This is a genomic window from Pseudarthrobacter sp. PS3-L1 (genome assembly GCF_030063285.1).
GTDB lineage: Bacteria > Actinomycetota > Actinomycetes > Actinomycetales > Micrococcaceae > Arthrobacter.
Map to the genome: position 1 here is coordinate 1 of NZ_JASISU010000004.1, position 23,970 is coordinate 23,970.

At 62.2% G+C, this 23,970-nt stretch carries 21 protein-coding genes and 1 tRNA gene; 13 read left to right on the forward strand and 9 right to left on the reverse strand.

Annotated elements, in window-relative coordinates:
* Window positions 1-194: 194 nt before the first annotated feature.
* Window positions 195-689, forward strand: a complete 495-nt coding sequence (locus QMG79_RS11320) for an SRPBCC domain-containing protein (protein ID WP_283538721.1) — start codon at window positions 195-197, stop codon at window positions 687-689.
* A 45-nt stretch (window positions 690-734) separates the two neighbouring features.
* Here the strand turns inward: QMG79_RS11320 and QMG79_RS11325 are convergent, their stop codons facing one another.
* Window positions 735-1,820, reverse strand: a complete 1,086-nt coding sequence (locus QMG79_RS11325; protein WP_283538722.1) for a LacI family DNA-binding transcriptional regulator — start codon at window positions 1,818-1,820, stop codon at window positions 735-737.
* 5 nt (window positions 1,821-1,825) lie between these two features.
* Window positions 1,826-3,562: a glycoside hydrolase family 13 protein gene (locus tag QMG79_RS11330; protein ID WP_283538723.1), complete on the reverse strand. Its 1,737-nt coding sequence runs from the start codon at window positions 3,560-3,562 to the stop codon at window positions 1,826-1,828.
* A gap of 305 nt (window positions 3,563-3,867) precedes the next feature.
* Here QMG79_RS11330 and QMG79_RS11335 point away from each other — a divergent pair, with 305 nt between their 5' ends.
* Window positions 3,868-5,265 (forward strand): FAD-binding oxidoreductase, encoded by a 1,398-nt coding sequence (locus tag QMG79_RS11335; RefSeq protein WP_283538724.1) that lies wholly within the window; start codon window positions 3,868-3,870, stop codon window positions 5,263-5,265.
* Between the two features lie 59 nt (window positions 5,266-5,324).
* Here QMG79_RS11335 and QMG79_RS11340 read toward each other — a convergent pair whose 3' ends face one another.
* The 4 genes from QMG79_RS11340 to QMG79_RS11355 all read right to left on the reverse strand — a co-directional run bounded on the left by QMG79_RS11340 (window position 5,325) and on the right by QMG79_RS11355 (window position 10,415).
* On the reverse strand, window positions 5,325-6,713 hold the full coding sequence (locus QMG79_RS11340) for a DUF4032 domain-containing protein (protein WP_283538725.1): 1,389 nt from the start codon (window positions 6,711-6,713) through the stop codon (window positions 5,325-5,327).
* Window positions 6,714-6,825: 112 nt separating this feature from the next.
* The gene (locus tag QMG79_RS11345) at window positions 6,826-7,908 is read right to left on the reverse strand and encodes an ABC transporter ATP-binding protein (protein WP_283538726.1); all 1,083 of its coding nucleotides are present in this window, start codon (window positions 7,906-7,908) and stop codon (window positions 6,826-6,828) included.
* Between the two features lie 211 nt (window positions 7,909-8,119).
* On the reverse strand, window positions 8,120-8,941 hold the full coding sequence (gene otsB / locus QMG79_RS11350) for a trehalose-phosphatase (protein WP_283538727.1): 822 nt from the start codon (window positions 8,939-8,941) through the stop codon (window positions 8,120-8,122).
* Window positions 8,931-10,415, reverse strand: coding sequence for an alpha,alpha-trehalose-phosphate synthase (UDP-forming) (locus tag QMG79_RS11355; protein WP_283538728.1), 1,485 nt, complete (start codon window positions 10,413-10,415; stop codon window positions 8,931-8,933). Before QMG79_RS11355 ends, otsB begins: the two co-directional genes overlap by 11 nt.
* Window positions 10,416-10,612: 197 nt before the next feature.
* On the opposite strand from QMG79_RS11355, the gene QMG79_RS11360 reads away from it, so the two are divergent.
* A complete protein-coding gene (locus QMG79_RS11360; RefSeq protein ID WP_283538729.1) occupies window positions 10,613-11,500 on the forward strand; it encodes a DsbA family protein in 888 nt (295 codons plus the stop codon).
* A gap of 140 nt (window positions 11,501-11,640) precedes the next feature.
* Window positions 11,641-11,717: transfer RNA gene (locus tag QMG79_RS11365), tRNA-Thr, on the forward strand.
* Between the two features lie 99 nt (window positions 11,718-11,816).
* Here the strand turns inward: QMG79_RS11365 and QMG79_RS11370 are convergent.
* A complete protein-coding gene (locus tag QMG79_RS11370) occupies window positions 11,817-12,002 on the reverse strand; it encodes a hypothetical protein (RefSeq protein WP_283538730.1) in 186 nt (61 codons plus the stop codon).
* Between the two features lie 370 nt (window positions 12,003-12,372).
* Between QMG79_RS11370 and QMG79_RS11375 the strand changes: the two genes are divergently transcribed.
* The 9 genes from QMG79_RS11375 (at window position 12,373) to QMG79_RS11415 (ending at window position 22,555) form a co-directional block, all read left to right on the forward strand.
* Window positions 12,373-13,368 carry an MsnO8 family LLM class oxidoreductase gene (locus QMG79_RS11375; protein ID WP_283538731.1) on the forward strand — a complete coding sequence of 332 codons (996 nt, stop codon included), beginning with the start codon at window positions 12,373-12,375 and terminating at the stop codon, window positions 13,366-13,368.
* Between the two features lie 176 nt (window positions 13,369-13,544).
* Window positions 13,545-14,645: a LacI family DNA-binding transcriptional regulator gene (locus QMG79_RS11380; protein WP_283538732.1), complete on the forward strand. Its 1,101-nt coding sequence runs from the start codon at window positions 13,545-13,547 to the stop codon at window positions 14,643-14,645.
* Between the two features lie 164 nt (window positions 14,646-14,809).
* Complete coding sequence (locus tag QMG79_RS11385) at window positions 14,810-16,456, forward strand: ABC transporter substrate-binding protein (protein ID WP_283538733.1); 1,647 nt, start codon at window positions 14,810-14,812, stop codon at window positions 16,454-16,456.
* A 6-nt stretch (window positions 16,457-16,462) separates the two neighbouring features.
* Window positions 16,463-17,440, forward strand: a complete 978-nt coding sequence (locus QMG79_RS11390; protein WP_283538734.1) for an ABC transporter permease — start codon at window positions 16,463-16,465, stop codon at window positions 17,438-17,440.
* Window positions 17,437-18,354, forward strand: coding sequence for an ABC transporter permease (locus QMG79_RS11395; RefSeq protein WP_283538735.1), 918 nt, complete (start codon window positions 17,437-17,439; stop codon window positions 18,352-18,354). Before QMG79_RS11390 ends, QMG79_RS11395 begins: the two co-directional genes overlap by 4 nt.
* Entirely contained in the window at window positions 18,351-20,054 is a 1,704-nt protein-coding gene (locus QMG79_RS11400; protein WP_283538736.1) for an ABC transporter ATP-binding protein, read from the forward strand. The genes QMG79_RS11395 and QMG79_RS11400 overlap by 4 nt, the downstream gene beginning before the upstream one ends.
* Complete coding sequence (locus tag QMG79_RS11405) at window positions 20,051-20,923, forward strand: alpha/beta fold hydrolase (protein WP_283538737.1); 873 nt, start codon at window positions 20,051-20,053, stop codon at window positions 20,921-20,923. Before QMG79_RS11400 ends, QMG79_RS11405 begins: the two co-directional genes overlap by 4 nt.
* A gap of 54 nt (window positions 20,924-20,977) precedes the next feature.
* The gene (locus QMG79_RS11410) at window positions 20,978-22,159 is read left to right on the forward strand and encodes a glycoside hydrolase family 1 protein (protein WP_283538738.1); all 1,182 of its coding nucleotides are present in this window, start codon (window positions 20,978-20,980) and stop codon (window positions 22,157-22,159) included.
* Between the two features lie 102 nt (window positions 22,160-22,261).
* Window positions 22,262-22,555 (forward strand): hypothetical protein, encoded by a 294-nt coding sequence (locus QMG79_RS11415; RefSeq protein ID WP_283538739.1) that lies wholly within the window; start codon window positions 22,262-22,264, stop codon window positions 22,553-22,555.
* On the opposite strand, the gene QMG79_RS11420 is transcribed toward QMG79_RS11415, so the two are convergent.
* Both QMG79_RS11420 and QMG79_RS11425 read right to left on the reverse strand, forming a co-directional pair.
* On the reverse strand, window positions 22,552-23,748 hold the full coding sequence (locus QMG79_RS11420; RefSeq protein WP_283538740.1) for an NAD(P)/FAD-dependent oxidoreductase: 1,197 nt from the start codon (window positions 23,746-23,748) through the stop codon (window positions 22,552-22,554). The genes QMG79_RS11415 and QMG79_RS11420 overlap by 4 nt on opposite strands.
* A 2-nt stretch (window positions 23,749-23,750) precedes the next feature.
* Window positions 23,751-23,957 (reverse strand): hypervirulence associated TUDOR domain-containing protein, encoded by a 207-nt coding sequence (locus QMG79_RS11425; RefSeq protein ID WP_283538741.1) that lies wholly within the window; start codon window positions 23,955-23,957, stop codon window positions 23,751-23,753.
* Between the last annotated feature and the right edge of the window lie 13 nt (window positions 23,958-23,970).

The following is a 23,970-nucleotide window of genomic DNA, read 5'->3' on the forward strand; positions in this document are numbered from 1 at the left end:
ATGGTACTGCACCCGGGAGGGTGTGGGAGAGTAGGACACCGCCGGACAACACTTCAGAAAAAAGGTCGAGGGGCCCCACCACTGGTGGGGCCCCTCACCCGTTAACACCACAACCCCACAACACACAGCCCACCCCGCCAACCGCGGCAAAGGAACAGCCGGCCTGGGCCCTGCTGCCGGTAAAGTTAGTGGCTATGAGTGATCTTTTCAGCCATGCAGCCAACGAAGCAGCGCAGACCCCCAGCGAACCCGAAGACAGTATGGCGCCTGTGGTGATGGCCGTGGTTGTCCCTGGAGCCACGAGTAGGGCCTTCGCCGGGTTCACTGACCACACACACCTCTGGTGGCCGCTTGAGACAGTTGGGGTATACGGTGCGGGGTCCTATGTGGAGTTCGAAGAACACCTCGTCATAGAGACAGCCGATGATGGCCGAACCACTATCTGGGGCACCTTGGATGACTGGCAGCCGCCCCTGTCGTTTCATGCTTCCTGGCACCCGGGGAGCAGCGCACTCTGGTCTACCGAGCTTAGGGTTGTGTTTGGGCCGCATGCCGATGGGACTGAAGTGCGCATCCATCATGATGGCTGGGAAGGGGCAGAAGATCCCCTGGCAGCCCGCGAGCAGGCAGCAGCGCAGTGGCCCGTGATCCTTGATCGCTTCACCCGTTTTATGGGTACAGCGGGCTAGTTCGCGTCCTTGCCTGGATAGGGCCGGAGCGCATTGATTCTGTCATCAGGTTTGTTGTGGCACGGCCGTGCTAGTGCGGAGGGTGAAAGTCGTGGGATAGGAAATTGTCGCACCAGGGGTGGCGGGACGTTCTGTTGTATTAGGTGAAGATTCGGGAGCAGCTGCCAGGCCCCGGGGCAGCGGGGGCGCGGGGAATGCTTCCGGTTCGAGCTGGTGCAGGACCAGGCCCGCCGCAAGGGCCCCTTGCGCGCGGGGGTCCTGCGCTATCGTGGTTAGCCCGAATACCTCCCCTAGCTGGTGGCCATCAATGCCGATCACCGAAAGATCGCGGGGTACCTGCAAGCCGTAGTCTCTGGCGGCCAGGATAGTGCCGATAGCCATTTCATCTGAGGCCGCAAAAACAGCTGTGGGTCTCTTACCGTGGCCCAGCAGTTGCCGGGCCGCCGAGTAGCCTCCCTGGATGGTGAAGTCGGCAGGGACAACCCAGCCAGGGTTTACCTCAAGGCCCGCTGCGGCCATGGTGTGGGCGAACGCCTGGTGCCTCTGGGCGGGGAGCCGGAAGTCCTGATCGAGGTCAGGGGCTGCAGTCATGTGCCCAATGCGTGTATGGCCGAGGCCAATAAGATGCTCCACAGCCTGGGCGGCGATCCGTGCATCGTCGATCTGGATGCTTCTCGATCCTGCGAGTGGTCCACCGATGCAGACCAGCGGCCTCTTGACGGAACGCAACTGGTGCAGTTGATCATCGCTGAGGACAAGAGTCACGGCAATAGCGGCATCAATCCGCTTGCGCAGGAGGAAGTCGCTGAGGACGCTGGCACGCCGGTCTGAGTCGTACCCTGCGTTGTACAGGGTGACGTCATACCCCGCGTCCAAGAGCGCAGTGGAAACCCCCTCCGTGATGGAGGAGAAATACCAGCGGTCCACAGAGGGCACAATGAGGCCAATATTCCGGGTACGGCCCGAAGCCAGGCTCGACGCCTGATAAGACGGCACGAAACCTAGCTCCTGGGCGGCCGTGTTCGCCAGGAGCCGGCTCCGAGCTGAGACGTTGGACTTTCCTGCCAGGGCTCTGGACACAGTGGCGATCGACAGGCCAGCACGCTCTGCGACGTCCTTGATTCCTGGCATGGTGGCTACTCGGCCGGCTTGGCCGCAATCTGCAGCCAGGCCGTCTGTCCTGGCGACAGAAGACGCTGGTTGCCTTGAACGTCAAGAGAACTACGGAGAAGAATCGCGCCGGAGGGAAGCTCAAGGGGTTCATGATTCAGGTTCATGACCACCAGGACATTTCCATTCAGGTAGGCCAAGGACGACCCCGTGCACCACGCTTCGGCCCACTGCAGGGAACCACGGCCCAGATCCAGCTCGCGCCTCAGCGCGAGCATGGAACGGTACAGGGCCAAATGCGAGGTACCAGATGAAGCCTGGAGATCGCGGGAGAGGCGTGCGAAGCTTTCGGGTTGCGGCAACCAAGGAGTCGCTCCATCACCAAAGCCGTAGTGTTCCTGGTCGGCACGCCAAGGCAAGGGCACACGACAGCCGTCCCTGCCCAGGCGTTCGCCGTCGGTTCGGGCAAAGGTCGGGTCCTGACGCAAGGCGGACGGGATGTCGATCCCGTCCGGCAGGCCCAACTCCTCACCCTGGTAGAGGTAGGCGCCGCCGGGCAGGCCAAGCATGAACATGGTGGCTGCGGCTGCGCGGGTCCGCCCGAGTTCCTCGTCAGGCTGCGGATCCTCCGTACCGATACCGTCCCCATCACGTGGGCCATGGCCGTCGTAACCGAAGCGCGTAGCATGCCTGACGACGTCGTGGTTGGACAACACCCAAGTACTGGGTGCTCCCACGGCATCGAGTGACTCGAGGGATTCGGTGATGACGGACCGCAGGGGGCCCAGGTCCAGGCCAGCATGCAGGTACGGGAAGTTGAACGCCTGGTGCATTTCATCCGGCCGGACCCAGTGCGCCAGGCGGGGGAGGGGATCCACGTTGGCTTCGGCACACAGAATGCGGTCAGGGCCGTATTCGGCCAGGATCAGGCGCCAGGAGCGGTAAATGTCGTGCAGTGCTGGCTGGCCAAACATAGGGGCCTCTTCGCCGGGGTATCCCTCGGAACTGTTGCCGTTGGCCAGGCCGTGCCAGTCGGGGAGGCCGGGAGCCTTGACCAGTGCGTGGGCAACGTCCACCCGGAAGCCTGCGATGCCCCGGTCCAGCCAGAAGCGGAGGACGCGTTCAAACTCGGCGTGGACTGCGGGGTTATCCCAGTCGAAGTCAGGCTGGGATGAATCGAAGAGATGCAGGTACCACTGGCCGGGCTGCCCGTCGGCATCCGTGGTCCGGGTCCAGGCCGGGCCGCCGAAGTGGGATTCCCAGTTGTTGGGTGGCAAGTCACCGGATTCGCCACGGCCGTCCCGGAAAATGAACATGCTGCGTTCGGCGCTATTGGGTGCGGCTGCCAGTGCTGCCTGGAACGCCGCGTGCTGGTCTGAGCAATGGTTGGGCACCAGGTCCACAATCACCCGAAGACCCAGTTCCTGGGTTCGGATCATCATGGCGTCGAAGTCCGCGAGGGTCCCAAAGAGGGGATCGACGTCACAGTAGTCGCTGACGTCATAGCCAGCATCACGCTGCGGTGACCTGTAGAACGGCGAGAGCCAGACGGCATCGACACCCAGTTCCGCGAGGTGTCCGAGCTCGGAGGTGATTCCAGCCAGGTCACCGATGCCATCGCCATTGAGGTCACGGAAGGATCGAGGGTAAATCTGGTAGATCACTGCGGATCTCCACCATCCAGGCACGCTGTCGGCGTGGTGGACATGGGTCAGGGGGCCAGCGAGCGGGGCAGTTGGGTGCAGGAGGGAGTCAACAGACATTCCGTCAGCTTAGAGGGCTGCGCGGAAAATGGAAACGCTTCCACAAAAATATCTACCAGATCGTGATGCTCAGCATTCTTACTACTTTTTCCTTTGTTGTGCCGTACGGAAGCGCTTCCATGGATGCACGTTTTCGGCAGACCTCCGTGGATCCGCTGGGGAGACTCGCACCTGGGCTGGGCCCCCGCTCCTACACTGGTCAGACGGCCGTTTGATCGATGGCCTGTGAGAATTTGTTCACAATCGCGCAGGGCGGGGCGACGATGCTCCGCGGCGCAGATCAAAGACGGTAAGGAAGGGCATTGATGACAGAGGCCACCACCACAGCGCCGGGCGACGCGGCATGTGCAGAACTGAACGGCATCCTCAAAGCCGGACAGGTCTCCCAGGACGCCCCAGTGCTGAAGACCTACGCCGTAGACCAGGCACCCGTCATGGATTATCACCAACCACTGGCTGTGGTGTGGGCGGAGTCCGTTGCGGATGTCCAGGCGGTGGTTACCATCTGCGCGGCGCACGCGATTCCCGTGGTGACCCGGGGCGCAGGGACCGGCGTGTCCGGCGGTGCACATGCGACGGCGGGCTGCGTGGTCCTGTCCCTGGAACGGATGAACTGCATCCTGGACCTGAATGCCGTTGATGAGACCGCCGTCGTCGAACCGGGTGTGATCAATGCAGCGCTCAACGATGCTGCGGCGCCGCACGGGCTGATGTATGCGCCGGATCCAGCGAGTTTCCGGTGGTCCACCATCGGCGGAAATGTGGCCACCAACGCAGGTGGCCTGCGCTGCGCCAAGTACGGCGTCACCCGGGATTCGATCCTGGCGTTGGACGTAGTGCTGGCGGATGGCTCGCTGATCCACACCGGCCACCAGACGTTCAAGGGTGTGGCCGGCTATGACCTGACGGGCCTCTTTGTGGGCTCTGAAGGAACGCTGGGCGTTGTGGTGGGTGTTACTGTCCGGCTCAAATACCTGCCCCGTGAGGTGCAGACCATCGCAGCTTTCTACCCCACGTTCCGCATGGCTGCTGCCGGTGTGCTCGCTGTGGGTAGGGCCCGTGTCCAGCCGGCCATCATGGAGCTGCTCGACGGCGGATCACTGGCCCAGCTTGATGAGGTCCACGGATCGGACCTTACCTCCCGTGGCGGCTCACTGTTGCTGATCCAGACTGATGGATTCGGTGCTATGGCTGAGGCCGACGTCGTCCGTAGTGTTCTCGCTGCAGGAGGTGCCTCGATCACCACCGCCGAAAATGCCGAGGCCGAGCAGCTGGTGGAGTTGCGTCGCAACAGTCGGGGCGTGGAGGTCGACGACGAATACCGGGTAGGCGAAGATGTTGCGGTTCCGCGCTCCAGGCTTGTCGACTACGTTGAGGCGCTTGAGATGATTGCCGCGGACACCGGTGTAAGCCTCAAGGTTGTTGCCCACGCCGGCGACGGGAACCTGCACCCTACTTTTTGGGTGGACCGCGAGGGTACCGGTGTGGATCCGGAAGCACTCGTGAGGCTTCAGACGGCGCTGGATGACTCCATCCGGATCGCGCTGGAGATGGGTGGCACCATCACGGGCGAGCACGGTGTGGGCCAGTTCAAGCTCAAGTGGCTGGGGCTCGAACAGTCCGAACCCGTCCGTGCCCTCCAGCACCGGATCAAGGACCTGTTTGACCCACTGGGCATCCTCAACCCAGGCAAGGCCATCTGAGAACGTCCAGCGGACGGCCCGCGGGTAGCGTCCCCTCCGCGGGCTCACGTTGCCCGGTGTCAGTCCTCGTCTCCGCCGTAGCGGGATTCCTCTGTCTCGGCCTCAAGGATTTTGAGCAGCTCGGTGTCCGGGTCCAGCATGATTGCTGCCTCATCACGCCGGTGCCGCAGGACTGAATCAATGTAGGACTGAACGGCTTCGGCCAGCGGCACGTGCCGATCTTCCTTTTCCGACATGTACCAGCGGTGTTCCAGGATTTCGTGGACGGCCTCGGCGGGTTCGAGCTTTCGGGAGAGGTCCCGTGGGATGGAGCGGACAATAGGCTCAAAGATCTGGCTGACCCATAGGTGCGCGTTGTATTCCTCATCCAGCGCCGGGTTGTTGTCTGCCCGGAACGAATCCATGTCATTGAGCAGGCGGCGGGCCTGGTTTTCCTGGGCATCCAGGCCGGTAAGCCGCAGCAGCCGCCGCTGGTGATGGCCGGCATCCACCACCTTGGGCTGCAGTTGGATAGTGGAGCCGTTCTGGGTGGTCTTGATGGCGTATTCCTCGACATCAAATCCGAGCTCGTTGAGCCGCCGGATACGGGCACTGACCCGCCACCGCTCACCCAGCTCGAACGACTCCTTGGCCGTGAGCTCCGTCCAGAGCCTGCGGTAGCTGTCCATGATGAGTTCGCTGGTGGCTACGGGATCCACGTTCTCGTCAATAAGGCCACCATCCAGGAGGTCCATCAGCTCGCCAGCGATGTTGACGCGGGCAATTTCGAGGTCATACTCGCGCTGGCCCGTAGACAGATCCGGGTACAGCTCACCGGTTTCCGCATCCACCAGGTACGCGGCGAAGGCACCGGCGTCGCGCCTGAACAGCGTGTTGGACAGTGACACATCGCCCCAGTAGAAGCCGACCAGGTGCAGGCGGACCAGCAACAGCGCCTGCGCGTCGATCAGGCGGGTCAGGGTGTCCTTGCGAAGCATCTGGGAGAAGAGTGCCCGGTATGGCATGGAGAACTTTAGGTGCCGGGTCACCAACACCGGGTTCAGCGGTTTGCCGTCCGGGGTGGTGCGGCCTGTAATGACGGCAACCGGCTCGACGCCCGGCACGTCCAGGCGGGCCAGCTTGCGCAGCATGTGATATTCATGCCTGGCCACGTGCTCGGAGGTTTCCTTGATGGCAATGACGGATCCGCCCAGATGGGCAAACCGGACAATGTGGCGTGAGATTCCGCGTGGGAGTGCCGCCAGGTATTGGGCGGGCCAGTCCTCCAGCGCAATATGCCACGGCAGGTCCAACAGTTCTGGATCTGCAGCTGCAGCCGTAATACTCAGGGAACTATTCACCACGTTCGAATGATCGTTGGCACTGGCGGCCTCAAACCGCGGCAATTTCCCGATCTGCCCGTAGTCGGTGGGTTCGTCGTGCCACATGGCGTTGTTTTCCTCGGTCATGGCTCAATTCTTCCGTACTCGGGCGCGAACGGCTAAACATTCGATCTGATGGGATTTAAACGCCGACGGCGGCCCCTCCCGCAGGGAAGGACCGCCGTCAGATGCACACTGGTCAGTTGTTGAGACGCAGGCCGGTCTTGGTATCAAACAGGTGGACCTGGCCCGACTGTGGGCGGACAAAGATGGTGTCGCCCTTCATCGGGGGACGACGGCCGTCGACACGGGCCACGATGTCGTGGCTCTTGCCGTCCAGGTCAGCGTGGCCGTAGACGTAGGCATCTGCGCCGAGTTCTTCGACAACGTCAACCTCAACCTGCAGGCCTTCGCCGTTTCCAACCGTCTCCAGGTCCTCGGGGCGTGATCCCACCGTAACGGTGGAGCCGTTGGCGCTGGCCAGGACGTCCTGCGGGACCGGGAAGACCGTTCCGCCAAACTGCACTCCGCCGTCGACCACGGGCAGTTCCAGGAGGTTCATTGCCGGTGAGCCGATGAAGCCGGCAACAAAGACGTTCTTGGGGGCGTCGTAGAGGTTACGCGGGGTGTCCACCTGCTGGAGGAGTCCGTCCTTGAGGACCGCAACGCGGTCTCCCATGGTCATGGCCTCGACCTGGTCGTGGGTTACGTAGACAGTGGTAACGCCCAGGCGGCGGGTCAGCGATGCGATCTGGGTGCGGGTCTGGACGCGGAGTTTGGCGTCAAGGTTGGAGAGCGGCTCATCCATGAGGAACACCTGCGGGTTACGCACAATGGCACGGCCCATGGCAACACGCTGGCGCTGACCACCGGAGAGCGCCTTTGGCTTGCGGTCCAGGTACGGCTCGAGGTCCAGGAGGCGGGCTGCTTCCTTGACGCGCTCGGCACGCTCTTCCTTGGAGACGCCTGCGATCTTCAGGGCGAAGCCCATGTTGTCCGCGACTGTCATGTGCGGGTACAGGGCGTAGTTCTGGAAGACCATGGCGATGTCGCGGTCCTTGGGTGGCACATCGGTGACGTCGCGGTCACCGATCAGGATGCGGCCGGCGTTGACGTCTTCCAGGCCTGCGAGCATGCGCAGGGAGGTGGACTTGCCGCAACCGGAGGGGCCGACGAGGACGAGGAATTCGCCATCGGCAATGTCGATGTTGAGCTTGTCGACGGCGGGCTTCTCGGTGCCCGGGTACAGACGCGTAGCGTTATCAAAAGTAACTGTAGCCACAGTTATCAATCCCTTCACCGGCAGGTACGTGCCGGACGATCCGTTGTGAATGGTGATTATTCAGTTGTGGTCCTCCTCGGCCGAAGCCGAGAAGGACCGCGTGGCGCCGCACGGTCAATGTGCGCAACGTCACAGTAAAGAGTATGTCAGGATTTGCGCATTTGGTCCTAAATGTTACAGACGTCACACGCGATGTTGCTCACTGTGCTTTCTACTCCGTTGTGGAGGTGCTTGTGGAGGTGGCGCGTTGGCGCTCGCGGAGCAATGTTTCGAGCACCTCGGCCATGTGCTGTGGAGCTTCCACACGGAAGGCGGCCGAGGTGAAGTCCAGTCCCACCTTGATGCCCAGGTCCCAAGGTTCCAGCCGGCCTAGGGCGTCTTCGTCAGTGACGTCATCTCCGGCGAAGAGGACGGCCGACGCACCGGTGGCCTGTCGCAGGAACGCCAGGCCCTCTCCCTTGGTGGCCTTGACGACAGAGGCTTCCAGCACCCGCTTGCCATCCTTGAGGAAAACCCCTGGCATTTCCTGCAGGGTCAGGCGTGCAGCAGCGACGGCATCCTCGGCAACGTCGTCTTCCGCGAGCCGGGTGTGGAGGACGACGCCGGCCGGCTTGTCCTCGAGGACTGTGCCGGGGGCGGCGCTGACAATGTCCGCCAGCGTGCTGCGTACTTCGGCAAGGAGCGCGCGCTGCGAATCGTCGAGAGTCAGAGCTGGCGAGTCGGGCCCGAGCCAGGCCTCTGCGCCGTGGCTGCCAACCAGCAGTGTCTGGGGCGGGGGAGACGCGACGAGCCGCAGGCTATCCAGTGCGCGGCCGGAGATCAGTGCCGTCGTCGTGCGCGGCAGGTCAGCAAGTGCGGCAAAAGCATCAGCTGTGCGGGGCAGCGGGCGTGCGTCTTCGGCGCGCCCCACGAGCGGGGCCATGGTGCCATCAAAATCGAGGGCCACCAGGAGATGTTCCGTACCGGCAATCCGGCGGATTGCTTCAAGGAGCTCGGGGGGCAGGGTGAGGTGCGGTGTCGATTCAGGAGTCATCGCGGATCACAGTCTCTTTCAGTGCGGCCAGGAAGGACGCTGACCATTGGTCGACGTCGTGATCCAGAACCTGCTTGCGCATGGACCGCATCCGCCGCGTTGCCTCTTTTTTCGGGAGGTTCACGGCCGTCATGATGGCTGCTTTGAGTCCATCGATGTCATGCGGATTGATCAGGAGGGCCTGCTTGAGCTGATCGGCTGCGCCGGCGAACTCGCTGAGCACCAGTGCGCCGTCTTCCCCGGTGCGTGCCGTGACGTATTCCTTGGCCACCAGGTTCATACCGTCCCGCAGCGCGGTGACCAGCATGACGTCCGATGCCAGGTAGAGGGCAACCATTTCCTCTACCGGGTAGCTGTGGTGGAGGTAGCGGACAGCCGTGTTGAGGAGGGTGTCGTAGGTGCCATTGATGTGGCCCACGGTGCCTTCGATTTCCTCGCGTAGGAGCCGGTACTGCTCCACGCGCTCGCGGCTGGGGCTGGCGACCTGGATCAGGGTGGCATCACCGACGTCGAGTGTGCCGTCGGCCAGCAGTTCCTCAAATGCCTTGAGGCGATGCCTGATGCCCTTGGTGTAGTCCAAGCGGTCAACGCCGAGCAGGATGGTGGTGGGATTGCCCATGTCACGGCGGATCTGCTGGGCGCGCTCTATGACGTCTGGACGCTTGGCCAGTTCGCTGATCTGTTCGACGTCGATGGAAATGGGGAATGCCTGGGCCCGCGCAAGGTGTGTGACGGCGCCGTCCTTGTCCTTGACGTGGACCTGCTGGCGTTTAACGCTGGCGCCAAGGAAACGGCGCGCCGAACGCATGAAGTTTGCGGCGTCGCTGGGGCGTTGGAAGCCCACCAGGTCCGCGCCCAAAAGGCCGTCGATAATGGCGCGTCGCCACGGGAGCTGTGCAAAAATCTCTGGCGGCGGGAAGGGGATGTGGTTGAAGAAGCCGATCTTGAGGTCCGGCCGCGCCTTGCGGAGCATCCGGGGAACCAGTTGCAGCTGGTAATCCTGGACCCACACCGTTGCGCCATCGGCGGCACAGGCGATGACGGCTTCCGCGAACCGTGCATTCACCCTCCGGTAGGAATCCCACCAGGTCCTGTGGAACTCGGGCGGGGCAATGACGTCGTGGTACAGGGGCCAGAGGGTGGCGTTGGAGAATCCCTCGTAGTAGAGCTCGACGTCGTCGGTGCTGAGCTGCACCGGGACAAGGTCCATGCCGCCGTGGCTGAAGGGTTCCACCGTTTCATCCGGTGCACCGTGCCAGCCCACCCACGCACCATCGGTTTTGGTCATCATGGGTGCGAGTGCTGTCACCAGGCCGCCAGGGGACCGGCGCCAGCCAGAATCGTCATTGCCGTCGACCCCAGGGACGCAGCGGTCCACGGGTAGCCGGTTCGAGACCACCATGAAGTCGTAGGTGACCCCAGGCGCGACATCTGGTGCGGCGGAGTCGGGTATTTCGCGTACCGGTTGTTCCACTTTTACGTCCCCTAAGGTTGCTTATAACTCTGTGCCAACCCTACCGGGCGGAATCATCCTGGGCCCCCGTCCGTTGAACCACGAGAATCTTTTGATGGCTCCGATACTTGAAAGAGCAACTTCCAAGCTTTCTCCCCTAAAATGTGGAGGAGACGCCACAGAGTGGTCAGCCCGACGTCGAACGACATTAGGAATAGATGAGCCCCGCAAACGAAATCCGACAGTCCAAAGCTGAGCGAACAGCCGAGGCCCGCGAGAAGGCCCGCGCCATCCGTGAAGCGCAGGTCAAAAAGGACAAGCGCAACAAGCTGCTTATTGGCTGGGGCATCGTCGCGGCCGTCGTGGCGATCTTCATCATTGTGGCGCTTGTTGTCTCAAGCAACATCCGCAACAACGCACCGGTAGGGGATCAGGGACCAAGCCCGGCGAACGCCAACACCAATGGAGGTGTGACGCTGCTAGCCAACACCGACGTCGTGCCCGTGGAGCCTTCCACTGTTGACGCTTCCACCGTGGGCGCCCGTCCGGACACGGCGCCATCGCCGATCGTGGCACCCGGTGCGGAAGCTGTGGCTGGTGAGCCCGTCAAGGTCATCCTGTACATCGATTTCATCTGCCCTGTCTGCAAGCAGTTCGAGTCCACCTATGACGAGAACCTGACCAACTTGCGCAACGAAGGCAAAATCACCGTTGAGTACAGGCCGCTGGGCTTCCTTGATTCCCGCTCAAGCACGAACTACTCCTCACGGGCAGCCAATGCAGCGGCCGCTGTCGCCGGCGAGGCCCCTGAGAAGTACAAGGAATTTGTTGACAAGCTCTTCGCCGAGCAGCCCGCCGAGGGCAGCGCAGGCCTCTCTGACGATGAACTGAAGAAGATGGCCAGCGACATGGGCGTGAACATCGATTCAGCTGTCGACGACAAGACGTACCGTCCCTACGTGAAGTTCTCCACCGCACTCGCTGCCAACATCGGTGTCAGCGGAACGCCCACCGTCTTCGTTGACGGCGAGCAGTGGGGTCAGGGCGAAAGCGCCCAGACCCAGTTCCAGGACTTCCTGCAGGCCAAGATCGACGCCAAGGGCTAAGTCCCCAAGTTTTGGGCCCACCCGGACGCAGGTCCGGGTGGGCCTTTTTTGTGCCCTTTTTACGTTTCCGGTGTGCCTGGGCTAATCTTGTCTAGCGTCATTGCGCCGTCCCGTGTTGTTTTAGTTGTTCTGCGGGACAGGCCTCCTTAGCTCAGTTGGCCAGAGCACCGCTCTTGTAAAGCGGGGGTCGTCGGTTCGAATCCGACAGGGGGCCCCACGAACCCCTCCACTCCGGTAATTTCGCCCGGGGCGGAGGGGTTTTTTATGCCGAAACCCACAAAACCACTGACCGTTGGCGACCCGTGTCACAGTTCAATTAGGGGCGCGTTGCCTTCCGTTTCTTTCGCGAGAACGTCAGGATCGATCCGAGAACTATCAAAACCCCGCCGAGTGTGCCCAGTAAACCACTCAGTAGGTTCTCTTGAAGGTAGGCGAGAGAACTGACAGTGAGAGCAACGCCAATCAGCGCCAGCAGCACCTGGAAAATACCTCTTCCGCTCATTGTTTCTCCTTAGGACCTAGGGCGTACCCCTGGATCCGCGGGGGCCTAGGGGGACCGAATGTGGAACCAGCAGTGAAGACTTTTTAGCTGCCTGTGGGCTAGCTACCTGACAGGCTACTGCCTGCTCAAGGTCATCGAGCGCGCAGGACACGTGCAGAACAGGCGCAGACCAGGCGGAGCGAGAGCAGCGCGTGGCTGGTCGAGTTGTTCTGGACCGGTAGTGACTGAACGTCCCTCAGCGAAAGGGCCCCGATCTTTGTCTTGCCCCGCATGACCCACTTTTCCGCGGTCGAGGCGAGGCGAGGCCAGGCTAGGCGAGGCATTGAACCGGTGCCGGAATTCCTGCAGGCCAGCACTGGTTCTAGAAGGTATGCCTTCGAGTTCTCCCCGCATTTCCATCCTGGACCGAGCCAATACCCGCGCCGGTTCCTCTGACGCCGAAGCCCTTGCCGCCGTCGTCGTCCGGGGACAGCAGGCAGAACAGTTGGGGTACCACCGGTTCTGGGTGGCGGAGCACCACGGGGTGCCCGGAATTGCGGGCTCGGCACCCGCGATCCTGATGGCCGCGCTGGCAGGGCGTACCGCCACTATTCGGGTGGGCTCCGGCGGGATCATGCTGCCCAACCACCAACCCCTTGTAGTGGCCGAACAGGCCGCGACCCTGGCCGCGCTCTTTCCCGGCCGGGTGGACCTTGGCCTGGGCCGGTCGCTGGGATTCACTCCGGCGGTCCGCAACGCCCTGGGCGCAGGTGCCGAGGAAGCCGCCGAGTTCGCTGCAGACATTAACCAGGTTTTGGGCTACCTGGCTGGCACTGCAAACATTACGTCCCGGCCCGCGCTGACCACCGACCTTCCGGTATTCATCCTGGCCACCAGCACGGGTATTGACGTCGCAGCGAAGGCTGGACTGGGCGTTGTCCTGGGTGGACCGGCCCTGACCACAACCGATGCAGAAGGAAGAATCCCCGCACTGGAGCGCTACCGCAAGAACTTCCAACCTTCGCAGTTTTTGGCCGCTCCAACCGTGATGGTGTCCATTAACGTGGGTGTTGCCGACACTGCAGGCGCGGCGCGGAAACTGGTGCTGCCGGAGGCCGTCGCCTTGGCCAGATCCCGCTCCACCGGCTCTTTTGCCCCCTTGGCGCCGGTGGATGAGACAGACCTGCAGGCCTTCACCGCGAGTGAACGCCAGCGAATCGAGACAAACCTTGCCGCCACCGTCCATGGCACCCCAGGGCAGGTCAAGTCCCGGATCGAGGATCTCCTGAAGCTCACTGGCGCAGCGGAGCTGCTGGTCACCGGGGGAATGTTCGACGTCGGCGCCCAGGACAGATCCGACGTGCTCCTTGCAGGGTTGTGGAGGTAGCAGTACGGCTGTTTTCGAGGCGGCAATGACCCCGCGCAGCCGGATTGCCTGTGGCACACAGTAGTGTGCGCGTCGAAAACGGGGTCTAGGCTGGGAACTGGCTTTCCGCTGGTGTGCAGTGCGACGGCCACGTCCACACGTTGGAAAACAACAAAGACCAGGCGAGGGGATTGCACGTGGTCAAGGCACCAACCGTTTACGACGTCGCTGCTGACGCCGGCGTTTCGATAGCAACTGTTTCGCGGGTACTGCGCCGGCCCGCGGAGGTCCGTGAAGCGACGCGGGAACGTGTCATGGCATCGGTCCGGGATCTCGGATATGTCCCCAGCGGCTCCGCCCGAAGCCTCGCCGCCAGGCGCACTGGCGCGCTAGGACTTTACTTCCCAGGCTTCGACGCCATGGACGACCTCGTTGAACTCAGTGACTTTGCCGCCGACGGCGCACCAGGCTATTCGCTGGTGAACGACGTGGGCGCGACCCCCGATTCCCACCAACTCAACCTCTACTTCGACGAGGTGCTCCGCGGGGCCGAACTGGAAGCCTGGCGCCGTGGGTTTGCCCTGACGGTGGCCGTGGGCCGCGGGGATCTCGCTGCTGATGCGGCCCGGGACATGGCTGGCCGCGTCGATGGCCTTCTGGTGCTCGCCCAGACTGTTCCGGACGCCGCACTCGAACAGCTTGCCCGGCGAATTCCCATTGTGGTGCTCGCCAGCAGATCCCACGGTGGACCTTTCGACAACGTCTCTGTCAGCAACGATGAGGGCATGCACGCCTTGGCCGCACATGTGATTGATGACCTGGAAATCCGGGACATTGCCTATGTTGGGGGCCCGGAAGATTCCCCCGATGACACCGACCGTTGGGCGGGTTTTGTTGCTGCCCTCCGCGAGCGGGAGATGGATCCTGCTGCGGCGAGGCGACACCGCGGGACGTTCACCCGAGAGTCGGGACGCCGTGCCGGCGTCGAACTCCTTGCCTCGCCGCGGATGCCGCGGGCCGTTATGTGCGCCAATGACCAGATGGGTCTTGGCGTCCTGGATGCACTCAAGGAAGCCGGAGTGCGGGTTCCGCAGGACGTTGTGGTCACGGGCTTTGACGGCATTGAAGCTGCCAATCTGTCCTCCCCACGCCTTACCACCGTCTACCAGCCGATGGAGCTGGTGGGCCGTGTTGCCATCCAGCTCATGCAGCGGCGGCTCGATAATCCAGAATCTGGACCAGAAAGCATCAGGCTCCCTGTCCGGGTCCTCCTGCGCGAGAGTTCAGAGCGTCAGTAGCCACCGAGAAAGCTGAATCCAGGTCTTGCGGGACGTGAATGTATGCGCATACACTCGGTATCAACAAGTGGATGCAGCTGGCATCCGAAACAATGCAGCCCATACGGACTGCCTCGTGACAGAGAAGACATGAGGAAACAAGAGTGTCAATGAAGAACTCGAAAATGCGAACCAGACGATTGTCGGTGATCGCCGGAATCTCTGCTGTATTCATGCTTGTCTGTGGGTGCAGCATCCAGATCAAGAGCGAGCCGGACCCATCCATCCCGGACGATACGATGCTCCTCGCGGCGGATAAAGGTTCGCCCATGTTCGAGAAGATCTTCAATCCGTACCTTTTCAACAAGCGCGTCGCAGCCAGCTACGTCTACGAGCCCCTAACGGCCGTGAATGTCCTCGACGGTACGCAGACTCCTTGGCTTGCCGAGGAGGTGACTCTCCCGGATGCCCGGACCATCGACTACTCCATCCGCCAAGGAGTCACATGGTCTGACGGGGAGGCCTTTACGCCAGCAGACGTGGTGTTCACCTTGAACTTGATCAAGGAGTACCCCACCTTGGACATCAAGGGCGCCTGGCAGCACATCGACAGTGTTGAGGCCACCGAGGACCACGTCATCGTGCACCTCAAAGAAGAGGATGCGCCGGCTGCTGACGTGATCTCACAGACCCTCATTGTTCCCGAACACATCTGGAAAGACGTGGAAACCCCGGATACCTTTCGCGATGAGGATCCCGTGGGCACCGGCCCGTTCACACTGGGCAATTTCTCCTCACAGCAGTACACCATGAACAAGAACCAGGATTACTGGCAGGCCGACAAAGTGGAAATCCAGCACCTGGTGTTGCCGGCGGCCACGAGCGAGCTGGATATTGTCACAAAGGGTTTTGACTGGGCCTACGCCTTCATGAGCAACGTGGACGGAACCTGGGGCGCAGCCAATCCAGACAATAAGAACTGGTTCCCGCCGGGCGGCGTGATCAGCCTGGTGCCTAACCTGGACAAGGCTCCGTGGAACAGCGTGGACCTGCGCCAGGGCCTGGCACTGGCACTGGACAAAGACAAGATCGCCGCTGCCGCCACCGAGGAATACATGACCAAGGCAGGCCAGACCGGTCTCATGCTGCCCAACCAGGACGCTGAACTCAATCCAGACATTCCGGATCAAGGCGTAGTGGGCCAGGACAAGAATGCTGCCCTTGCGGCCTTCGCCAAGGCCGGTTACACGCTCAAGGACGGCACCATGGTGGATGCAAAGGGCGCACCGTTTACCTTCTCCGTCACAACAGCCAATGGCTATGCCGACTGGCTGCGTGCCGTCCAGGAAGTACGTAAGCAGCTCAGCGAGTTCGGCATCAACATCACCGTCCAACAGCCCCAGCCCGCCGGCTATCAGCAGGCCATCCAGAACGGTGACTACGAGGTTGCCATGGGTGGCATGGGTGGCGGCAATGTTTTCCAGGCCTACAACAGCCTGCTCTCCAGTGAGTTCTATGCCCCCAACGGCGAGCTCGCACCGAGCAACTTCGAGCGGTACCGCAACCCGGACACCGATGCCCTTCTTGCCGAGTACAAAAAGACTGTTGATCCGGCCAGGCAAGTGGAGATCAGCCGCATGCTACAGAAAGTTGTGTACCAGCAGCTTCCCGTGATTGGCCTCTACTACGGCGGACTCTGGGGTCTCTACAACACCTCCAAGTTCACCGGCTGGCCCACCGCCGAAAACCCCTATGCACCGCCGCAGACCTACGATTCGAGTCCGCTGCTGGTCTTCACCAAGCTCAAACTGGCCGATAAGGACGGTGAATAGACAGCTATGTTCGTCCTTCGAAAAATTGGCCTCTTCCTGCTCACGCTCTGGGCGGCCATCACGCTCAACTTCCTCCTGCCGCGGCTGATGCCCGGTTCGCCCACAGATGCCGCGATTGCCAAGCTGGCCCAGAACGGGCCCGTCACCGATGCCACCCGGGCAGCCATTGAAGCCCAGCTCGGTGTGCCCAACGGCAACATCCTGGAGCAGTACTTTAGCTACCTGCACCAGGTCCTTACCCTGAACTTTGGCGTCTCCTATACTTTCTACCCGCAGTCCGTCTCCGAGATGATCGGGCAAGCTTTCCCCTACACAGTGATCCTTGTGGGGCTGGTGACTGTTATTGCCTTTGTTGTCGGAACACTGATCGGCGTGCTGACGGCATGGAAGCGCAACACCTGGCTTGATGCGCTGCCTACCCTGACCGGCAGCTTCGCAAGCACCTTCCCCTACTTCTGGACAGCGCTGCTGCTGCTGTTTTTCATGGGGTACGTCCTGCACCTCTTCCCAACCTCCGGCGCCTTCGGACCAACAGCCAGCCCAGCCCTGACGTGGGATTTCTTCACGAACGTGCTGTATCACGCAGCCCTTCCCTCGCTCACAATCCTCATCACGTCACTCGGCGGCTGGATCATCGGCATGCGCAACGCGATGATCAACACGCTAGGTGATGACTACGTGACATTTGCCGAGGCCAACGGGCTGAGGGGCCGCACGGTGGCCATCCGCTACGCAGCCAGGAACGCGATCCTTCCCAACCTCACGGGATTCGGCCTTGCCCTGGGCGGTGTGGTGGGCGGCTCCGTTCTCGTGGAGCAGGTATTTGGCTACCCAGGTATCGGTTTCCTTCTCTTCAACGCCGTGATTGGCCAGGATTACCCGCTGATGCAGGCGCTGTTCCTCCTGATCACCGTGAGCGTGCTGATCGCAAACTTCCTCGTTGACATCATGTACGGGGTACTCGACCCAAGGACACGACGATGACAAGCACGCAGAACATCCCGAGCGTCAAGGCAGAGATAACAAAACCACCGAGCAAATTTGCGTTCTTCACGCGTTCAGCAGGCACTCTCTGGGCGAACTGGAAGTCCCGACTCGGACTGATCATCCTGGCGTGCTTTGTGTTTGTGGCAATTTTTGCGCCACTCCTGGCCCCCTATTCGGCGACGCAGGATGGTTTTGAACGCAATGCGGACGCCAGTGCCGCGCACTGGTTCGGCACCACCGCCGCCGGCGAGGACGTCCTCAGCCAACTGATCTACGGTTCGCAGATCAGCGTGTCCGTTGGCTTCATCGCCGGCATTCTCTCCACGATCGTGGCCATTGTGATTGGCCTCAGCTGGGGTTACATCAAGGGCTTTGGGGCTGATGTCATCAACTTCATCGTCAACCTCTTCCTGGTGATCCCCGGCCTGCCGTTGATGATTGTCATTGCCGCCTACCTGCAAAACGGTGGCCTGGTCATGATCGTGGCAGTCATTGTGATCACGGGCTGGGCCTGGGGTGCCCGGGTGCTCCGCGCCCAGACTCAGACGCTACGCTCACGCGATTTCGTGACAGCAGCCCGTTTCTCCGGCGAACCCGCCTGGCGCATTGTGTTCAAGGAAATCCTGCCCAACATGACCTCGATCATTGCCGGTGGCTTCTTCGGCGCCGCAACCAGCGCCATCCTGGCCGAGGCTGGCCTCGAATTCCTGGGCCTCGGCGACTCGAGCATTGTCAGTTGGGGCACCATCCTCTACTGGGCGCAGAACTCCAACGCCCTCCTGACGGGCCAATGGATCCTCCTGTTCGCCCCCGGCCTCTGCATTGCACTTCTTGCACTGAGCCTCACGCTCATCAACTTCGGTGTCGACGCCATCAGCAACCCACGCCTGCGTGAAGGGAAGTCACGATGAACCCCATTCTTGAAGTCAAGGATCTCTCCGTCGTTTATGAATCCAACGGCGCTGTTGCCGTCCAGGCCGTAGACCACGTCTCTTTTACCCTGGAGGCCGGCGAGTTTGTGGGCCTGGTCGGTGAGTCCGGCTCCGGCAAGTCGACCCTAGGGTTTGCCATGACCCGCCTGCAGAAGCCGCCCGCCCGCACCAACGGTGGGCAGATCAACTTCCGCGGCAAGGACATCAGGGAACTCGACGAGGAATCGTTGCGCCAGCAGCGCCAGGGCGGGTTCGCCATGGTGCTCCAGTCCGGCATGAACGCGCTCAACCCGGTACGCACCATCCGCAACCACTTCATCGACATCTTCAAAGCACATGGCCACGTCGAGAAAGGCAGGTGGGACTCCCGTCAGGTTGAGCTCATCGAGAAGGTAGGGCTCACCAGGGAGACACTGGCCAGGTTCCCCGGCGAGCTTTCCGGAGGTATGCGCCAACGCGTATCCATTGCGCTGGCCCTTTCGCTGGAGCCCCAGCTGATGGTTTTTGATGAGCCCACCACGGCCCTGGACGTTCTGGTCCAGCAGGCCATCATGGAGACCATCAAGTCGCTACAGAAGTCCGAGGGCTTTACCGCAGTCCTGATCAGCCACGATCTTGGTGTTGTCCTGGAATCTACCCAACGCGTCCTGGTGATGCACCAGGGCCGTATCGTGGAAGACGCTCCAAGCCGTGACGTGCTGGAGAACCCGCAGGATGACTACACGCGGATGCTGCTCAGCCACTACGCAGACCCCCGTGCCGAGGTTGTTGAACTGCCAGGCTTCACGCACCGGACCCGTCCGGTAGCGGACGACGCCGAAAGTGCCCCGGGTGCCACCCGCGCAGCTCGTGCCGCGCAGCGGGAGGGTCGTTCAGCGGACTCTGCAATCGTCGTCGACGGCGTCTCCAAGATCTATCCGCCGCCGCGCCGCGGCGAGCAGCCGGTCACCGCCGTCGACGATGTCACCTTTACGTTGGAACCGGGCCAGTCCCTTGCCCTGGTGGGTGCATCCGGAAGTGGCAAGTCGACCATCGCGAAGCTGATCACGGGTGTTGAGAAGCCGACGTCAGGCGCGGTTACCTTCGGTGACCTTGATGTTGCGCGGCTTGGCAGGCGCCAGATGCGCGAGCTGCACAAGAACGTCCAGATGATCTTCCAGGATCCGTATTCGGCACTGAACCCACTGCATACGGTGGAGTACACGCTGACGCGGCCCGTGGTGAACTTTGGTGGCCTGCGCGGCAAGGAAGCGCGGACCCGGGTGCTGGAACTGCTTGAGACGGTGGGCCTGGCGCCGGTGGAACAATTCGCCGCCAAGCTGCCTCACCAGCTGTCCGGTGGCCAGCGCCAGCGCGTGGTGATTGCCCGTGCGCTCGCGAGCAACCCGCAGGTACTCATCGCTGACGAGCCAGTGTCTATGCTTGATGTGTCGCTGCGGGCAGGCGTCCTCGCCCTACTGGAGGACCTCCGCGAACAGTGGGGCGTAAGCATGCTGTACATCACGCACGACCTCTTGAGCGCCCGACTCGTCACGGACAACATCATGGTACTCAACGGCGGCAAGGTGGTGGAGCGCGGCAAAACAGCCGAGGTACTTCAGCACCCCGTTGACCCGTACACCATCAGGTTGTTGGATGCAGTACCCAACCCCGCCCGCGCCAGGGACGGCGTGGCATGAGCCTCCCCGAGATCGCAGCCTTTGGCGACTATGAAACGCCCGACGGCGTCCTGATCGTCGGTATCCCGGTGGGGGTTGGGCAACTGACGGGGTATCACGCGAGCCCTGCGGGGACGCCGCGGGGAACAGTCCTTTTTGTGCCGGGCTTCACCGGATCCAAAGAGGATTTCCGCACATTCCTGCCGCTGCTGGCCGCCCAGGGCTGGGATGCGTGGGCCTACAGCCAGCGCGGCCAGGCCGATTCCGCCGGACCAGAAGGAGTCGAAAACTACGCCCTGGAGCTTTTCGCCTCTGATGTGTTGGAAGTTGCGGCCGTGGTGGGCAACGGCGCACGGGTCCACCTGGTGGGCCACAGTTTTGGCGGCATCGTTGCACCCGAAGCCGTGATGACCGGACCAGCAGCATTCCTGAGCCTGACGCTGCTCTGTTCCGGCCCGCACGGGTGGCCGGGCAGGCATTCGGATACGACCGCGACGGTGGCAGAAGCCGGCAGCATTGGACTGTGGAATCGGGACAATCCACATACGGTAGGCGTGGCGGATGAGCTGTTGACCGAGGATGAGGCCTTTCTGCGCCTGCGTGCCGCACGGACAAAGAGTGAGAACCTGCTGGCCGGTGCCGAGATCCTGCGGACCCACAGCGACAAGAGCGGGGACATCGCCGGTACCGGGCTTCCCGTGCTGATTGCGCATGGCGAAGATGACGAGGCCTGGCCCACCGACTGGCAGCGCGCCATGGCCGCAAGGATGGGGGCAGGCTACGCCGTGATCCCCGGTGGGGCACACTCACCGCAGGTGGAAGCACCGGCTGCCACTGCGGTTGTCCTTGATCGGTTCTGGGCCGAGCATCCGGCCACCAGCATCCCCTGACATACCCAGCAATACACGCCACCTGCAATACGTACCTGCAATACAAGGAGTACTGTGCTCACTTTTCCCGATGGTTTCCTCTGGGGCGCCGCCACGGCAGCCCACCAGATCGAGGGCAACAACGTCAACAGCAACTGGTGGGCGATGGAACACGCCAAGGACACCACCATTGTGGAACCCAGCGGAGACGCGATGGACAGCTACCACCGCTACCGTGAGGACATGGTGCTGCTGGCCGACGCCGGGTTGAACTCGTACCGGTTCAGCATTGAGTGGGCGCGGATCGAGCCGGAACGAGGGTTTTTCTCGCGGGCAGAGATTGACCACTACCGGCGGATGGTGGACGCGGCACACGAGTTTGGGCTCAACCCGACTGTGACGCTGATGCACTTTACCGTGCCGGCGTGGATGCAGAACGATGGCTTCTGGCGTGCAGACGATGCCGCGGACCTCTTTGCCCGGTATACCGAAGCGGTCCTGCCTGTTGTATCCGAGGGGGTGGACTACGTCTGCACCATCAACGAACCGAACATTGCGGCCATGCTGGCTGGGGGAGAGGACGCATCCAATCTGGTGGCGTTCGGACTGCCTAACCCAGACCTGGGTGTCGCTGACGCCCTGCTGGAATCCCACAAGCGTTCACGGGAGGTCCTGGCGAGTGTTCCTGGCCTGAAAACCGGCTGGACAGTCGCCACCCAGGCCTTCCACTCAACGGGTGAGCCGGGCGCGGATGAAAAGCTGCGCGACTACGGCTACCCGCGCGATGACTGGTACCTGGAACAGGCTGCCGGCGATGATTTTGTGGGCGTGCAGGCCTATACCCGAACCTACATTGGACCGGAGGGGCCACTGCCGGTTGCCGAGGATGTTGACACCACGCTCACCGGCTGGGAATTCTTCCCGCAGGCCCTTGAACTTGGCGTACGCAGTGCCTTTAACCTCAGCGGTGGGGTCCCGGTACTGGTGACGGAGAACGGGATTGCCACGGCGGATGACACCCGCCGTATTGCCTATACCGATGGCGCGCTGCGCGGGCTGCACGCCGCCATTGCAGACGGCGTGGAAGTGCTGGGCTACCAGCACTGGAGTGCCCTGGACAATTACGAGTGGGCCAGCGGATTCCGTCCAACGTTCGGGCTCATAGCAGTGGACCGCGAGACGTTTGTGCGGACTCCTAAGCCGAGCCTGGGCTGGCTGGGCAATGTGGCCAAGAACAACGGACTGCCTGCGGCCTAGTCGGGACCAGTTCTTGCGGCAGTAGCGGACGGTCCTGAAGGATTAACTGGGCGGAGACAGCCCGGAAACAATCCCACAACACGGGCTGCGTAGCTTTGCCGCATGAGAACACCACTGAGGGAACGCGTCATTGCCTGGGCCGAAGCCGTTTTCCTGCAGCCCAGTATGGAGGAGGCGCTCTACGCGCAGGCCGACATCACCCGCTGGGCGTGGTTGCCTGCCCTCAGCGGGGTTTCGGTAGGCGCTGAGCATGCCCGGCTCGCCGCTGCCGCATCCCCGGCTCCGGTGCAGGCGCCCACAGTATCTGGCGCAGCCGAAATGCTGGGCGCTCCAGGAGTGCTCGGTTCTGCCGGAGTACTCGGCGCGCACGGAACAGTTCGCGTCGAAAATGCCTAGGCGCGCCCCTTGAGGATCAGCCGCCAGTAGATCTGCGGAAAAATATCCCGGTCCATGACCCAGGAAGCGCGCATTTCCTTGAAGAGCGGCACCATGGGGATGCTGGGCTGGGGCCTGTAATCGGCGTCGAACTCGGCGAAGACCACAGTATTTTTCGAGACGGTAAACGGGCATACCGAGTAGCCATCGTAGTGTTTCGTGGCGGGCTTGCCATCACGGGCAGCGACCAGGTTCTTTGCAAGGACCTTCGCCTGCTCCCGCAGGGCGCCGCCGGACTTCGAGTTGTCCGTGCCGGCGGCGTCGCCTAGGGACCAGACATTGGGGTAGCGGACATGGCGAAGTGTCTGGGGGTCGACGTCGACAAACCCGGCCGCGGTGCCGGTGGCCGCCAAAGGCGAGTTCTTCAGGCAGTCCGGCGCGGACTGGGGCGGCACGGCGTTCAGGACCTCGTAGGCCAGATCCTGGACATCGCCTGAGCTGTTGTTGCGGATCGTTGCCCTCCGGTTGTGCGGATCGACGGAAACAAGCTCGCTGTCGGTCCACAGTTCTATCCCGTAGTCCGCGATTTTGCGGTTGAGTTCTGCATCCACCTGGGGCATGCCGAAGACCGTCGGATAAGGCTGGACCATGACCACCCGGATGTCCTGCAAAACACCGTTGTCCCGCCAGTAGTCGCAGGCAAGGTACATCGGCTTCTGCGCGGCCCCGCCACATTTGATGGGCCCTGAGGGCATCGTGAAGATCACTGTGCCGCTGGTGACCGCGCTGAGGAGTGACCATGTCTTTTCCACGAGGGAATACTCATAGTGCGATGAGGCGTGCGGAGAGTCCATGGCCGCCGGCAGCCCGGGAATACTGTCCCAATCCAGCTGCAGCCCTGGACAGACAACCAGGTGGCCGTAGGCAATCTGACGGCCCGACCTCAGCGTGACGAGGCGGGCGTCGGGATCAACGGATGCGGCGCCGTCGTGGATCCAGTGCACCCCGCGGGGCATCACAGATTTTTGGGTTCGCACTGTCTCGGCCAGGTCGGCACGGCCACCAGCCACGTGGGAGAACAGGGGCTGGAAGTAATGCCTGTCATTGGGCTCTATGACAGCGAGGCTTTTCACGCCATAGCGTTTGAGTCGGGCTGCCAGGGAGATGCCAGCATTGCCGCCGCCAACGATAAGAACGTCGTGGCGAGTCTGCACCGCTACTTCTTTTCCGTCAGGGCGCTGGACTTATGGGCCGCACGCGCGCCGGTTTTCGCCGATTCCACCACATACTGCGGCTCATCCTCGCTGGCACGGTGGGTATTGCCGTCGAGCTGGAAATCCTTGGTTTTCTTCTCCACGATGATGCCGTGCGTGGGCCCCTGGGGCGTGTTCCACTCGACTGTGGTTCCTTTGGCCAGCGCCATGGTGTGCTCCCTC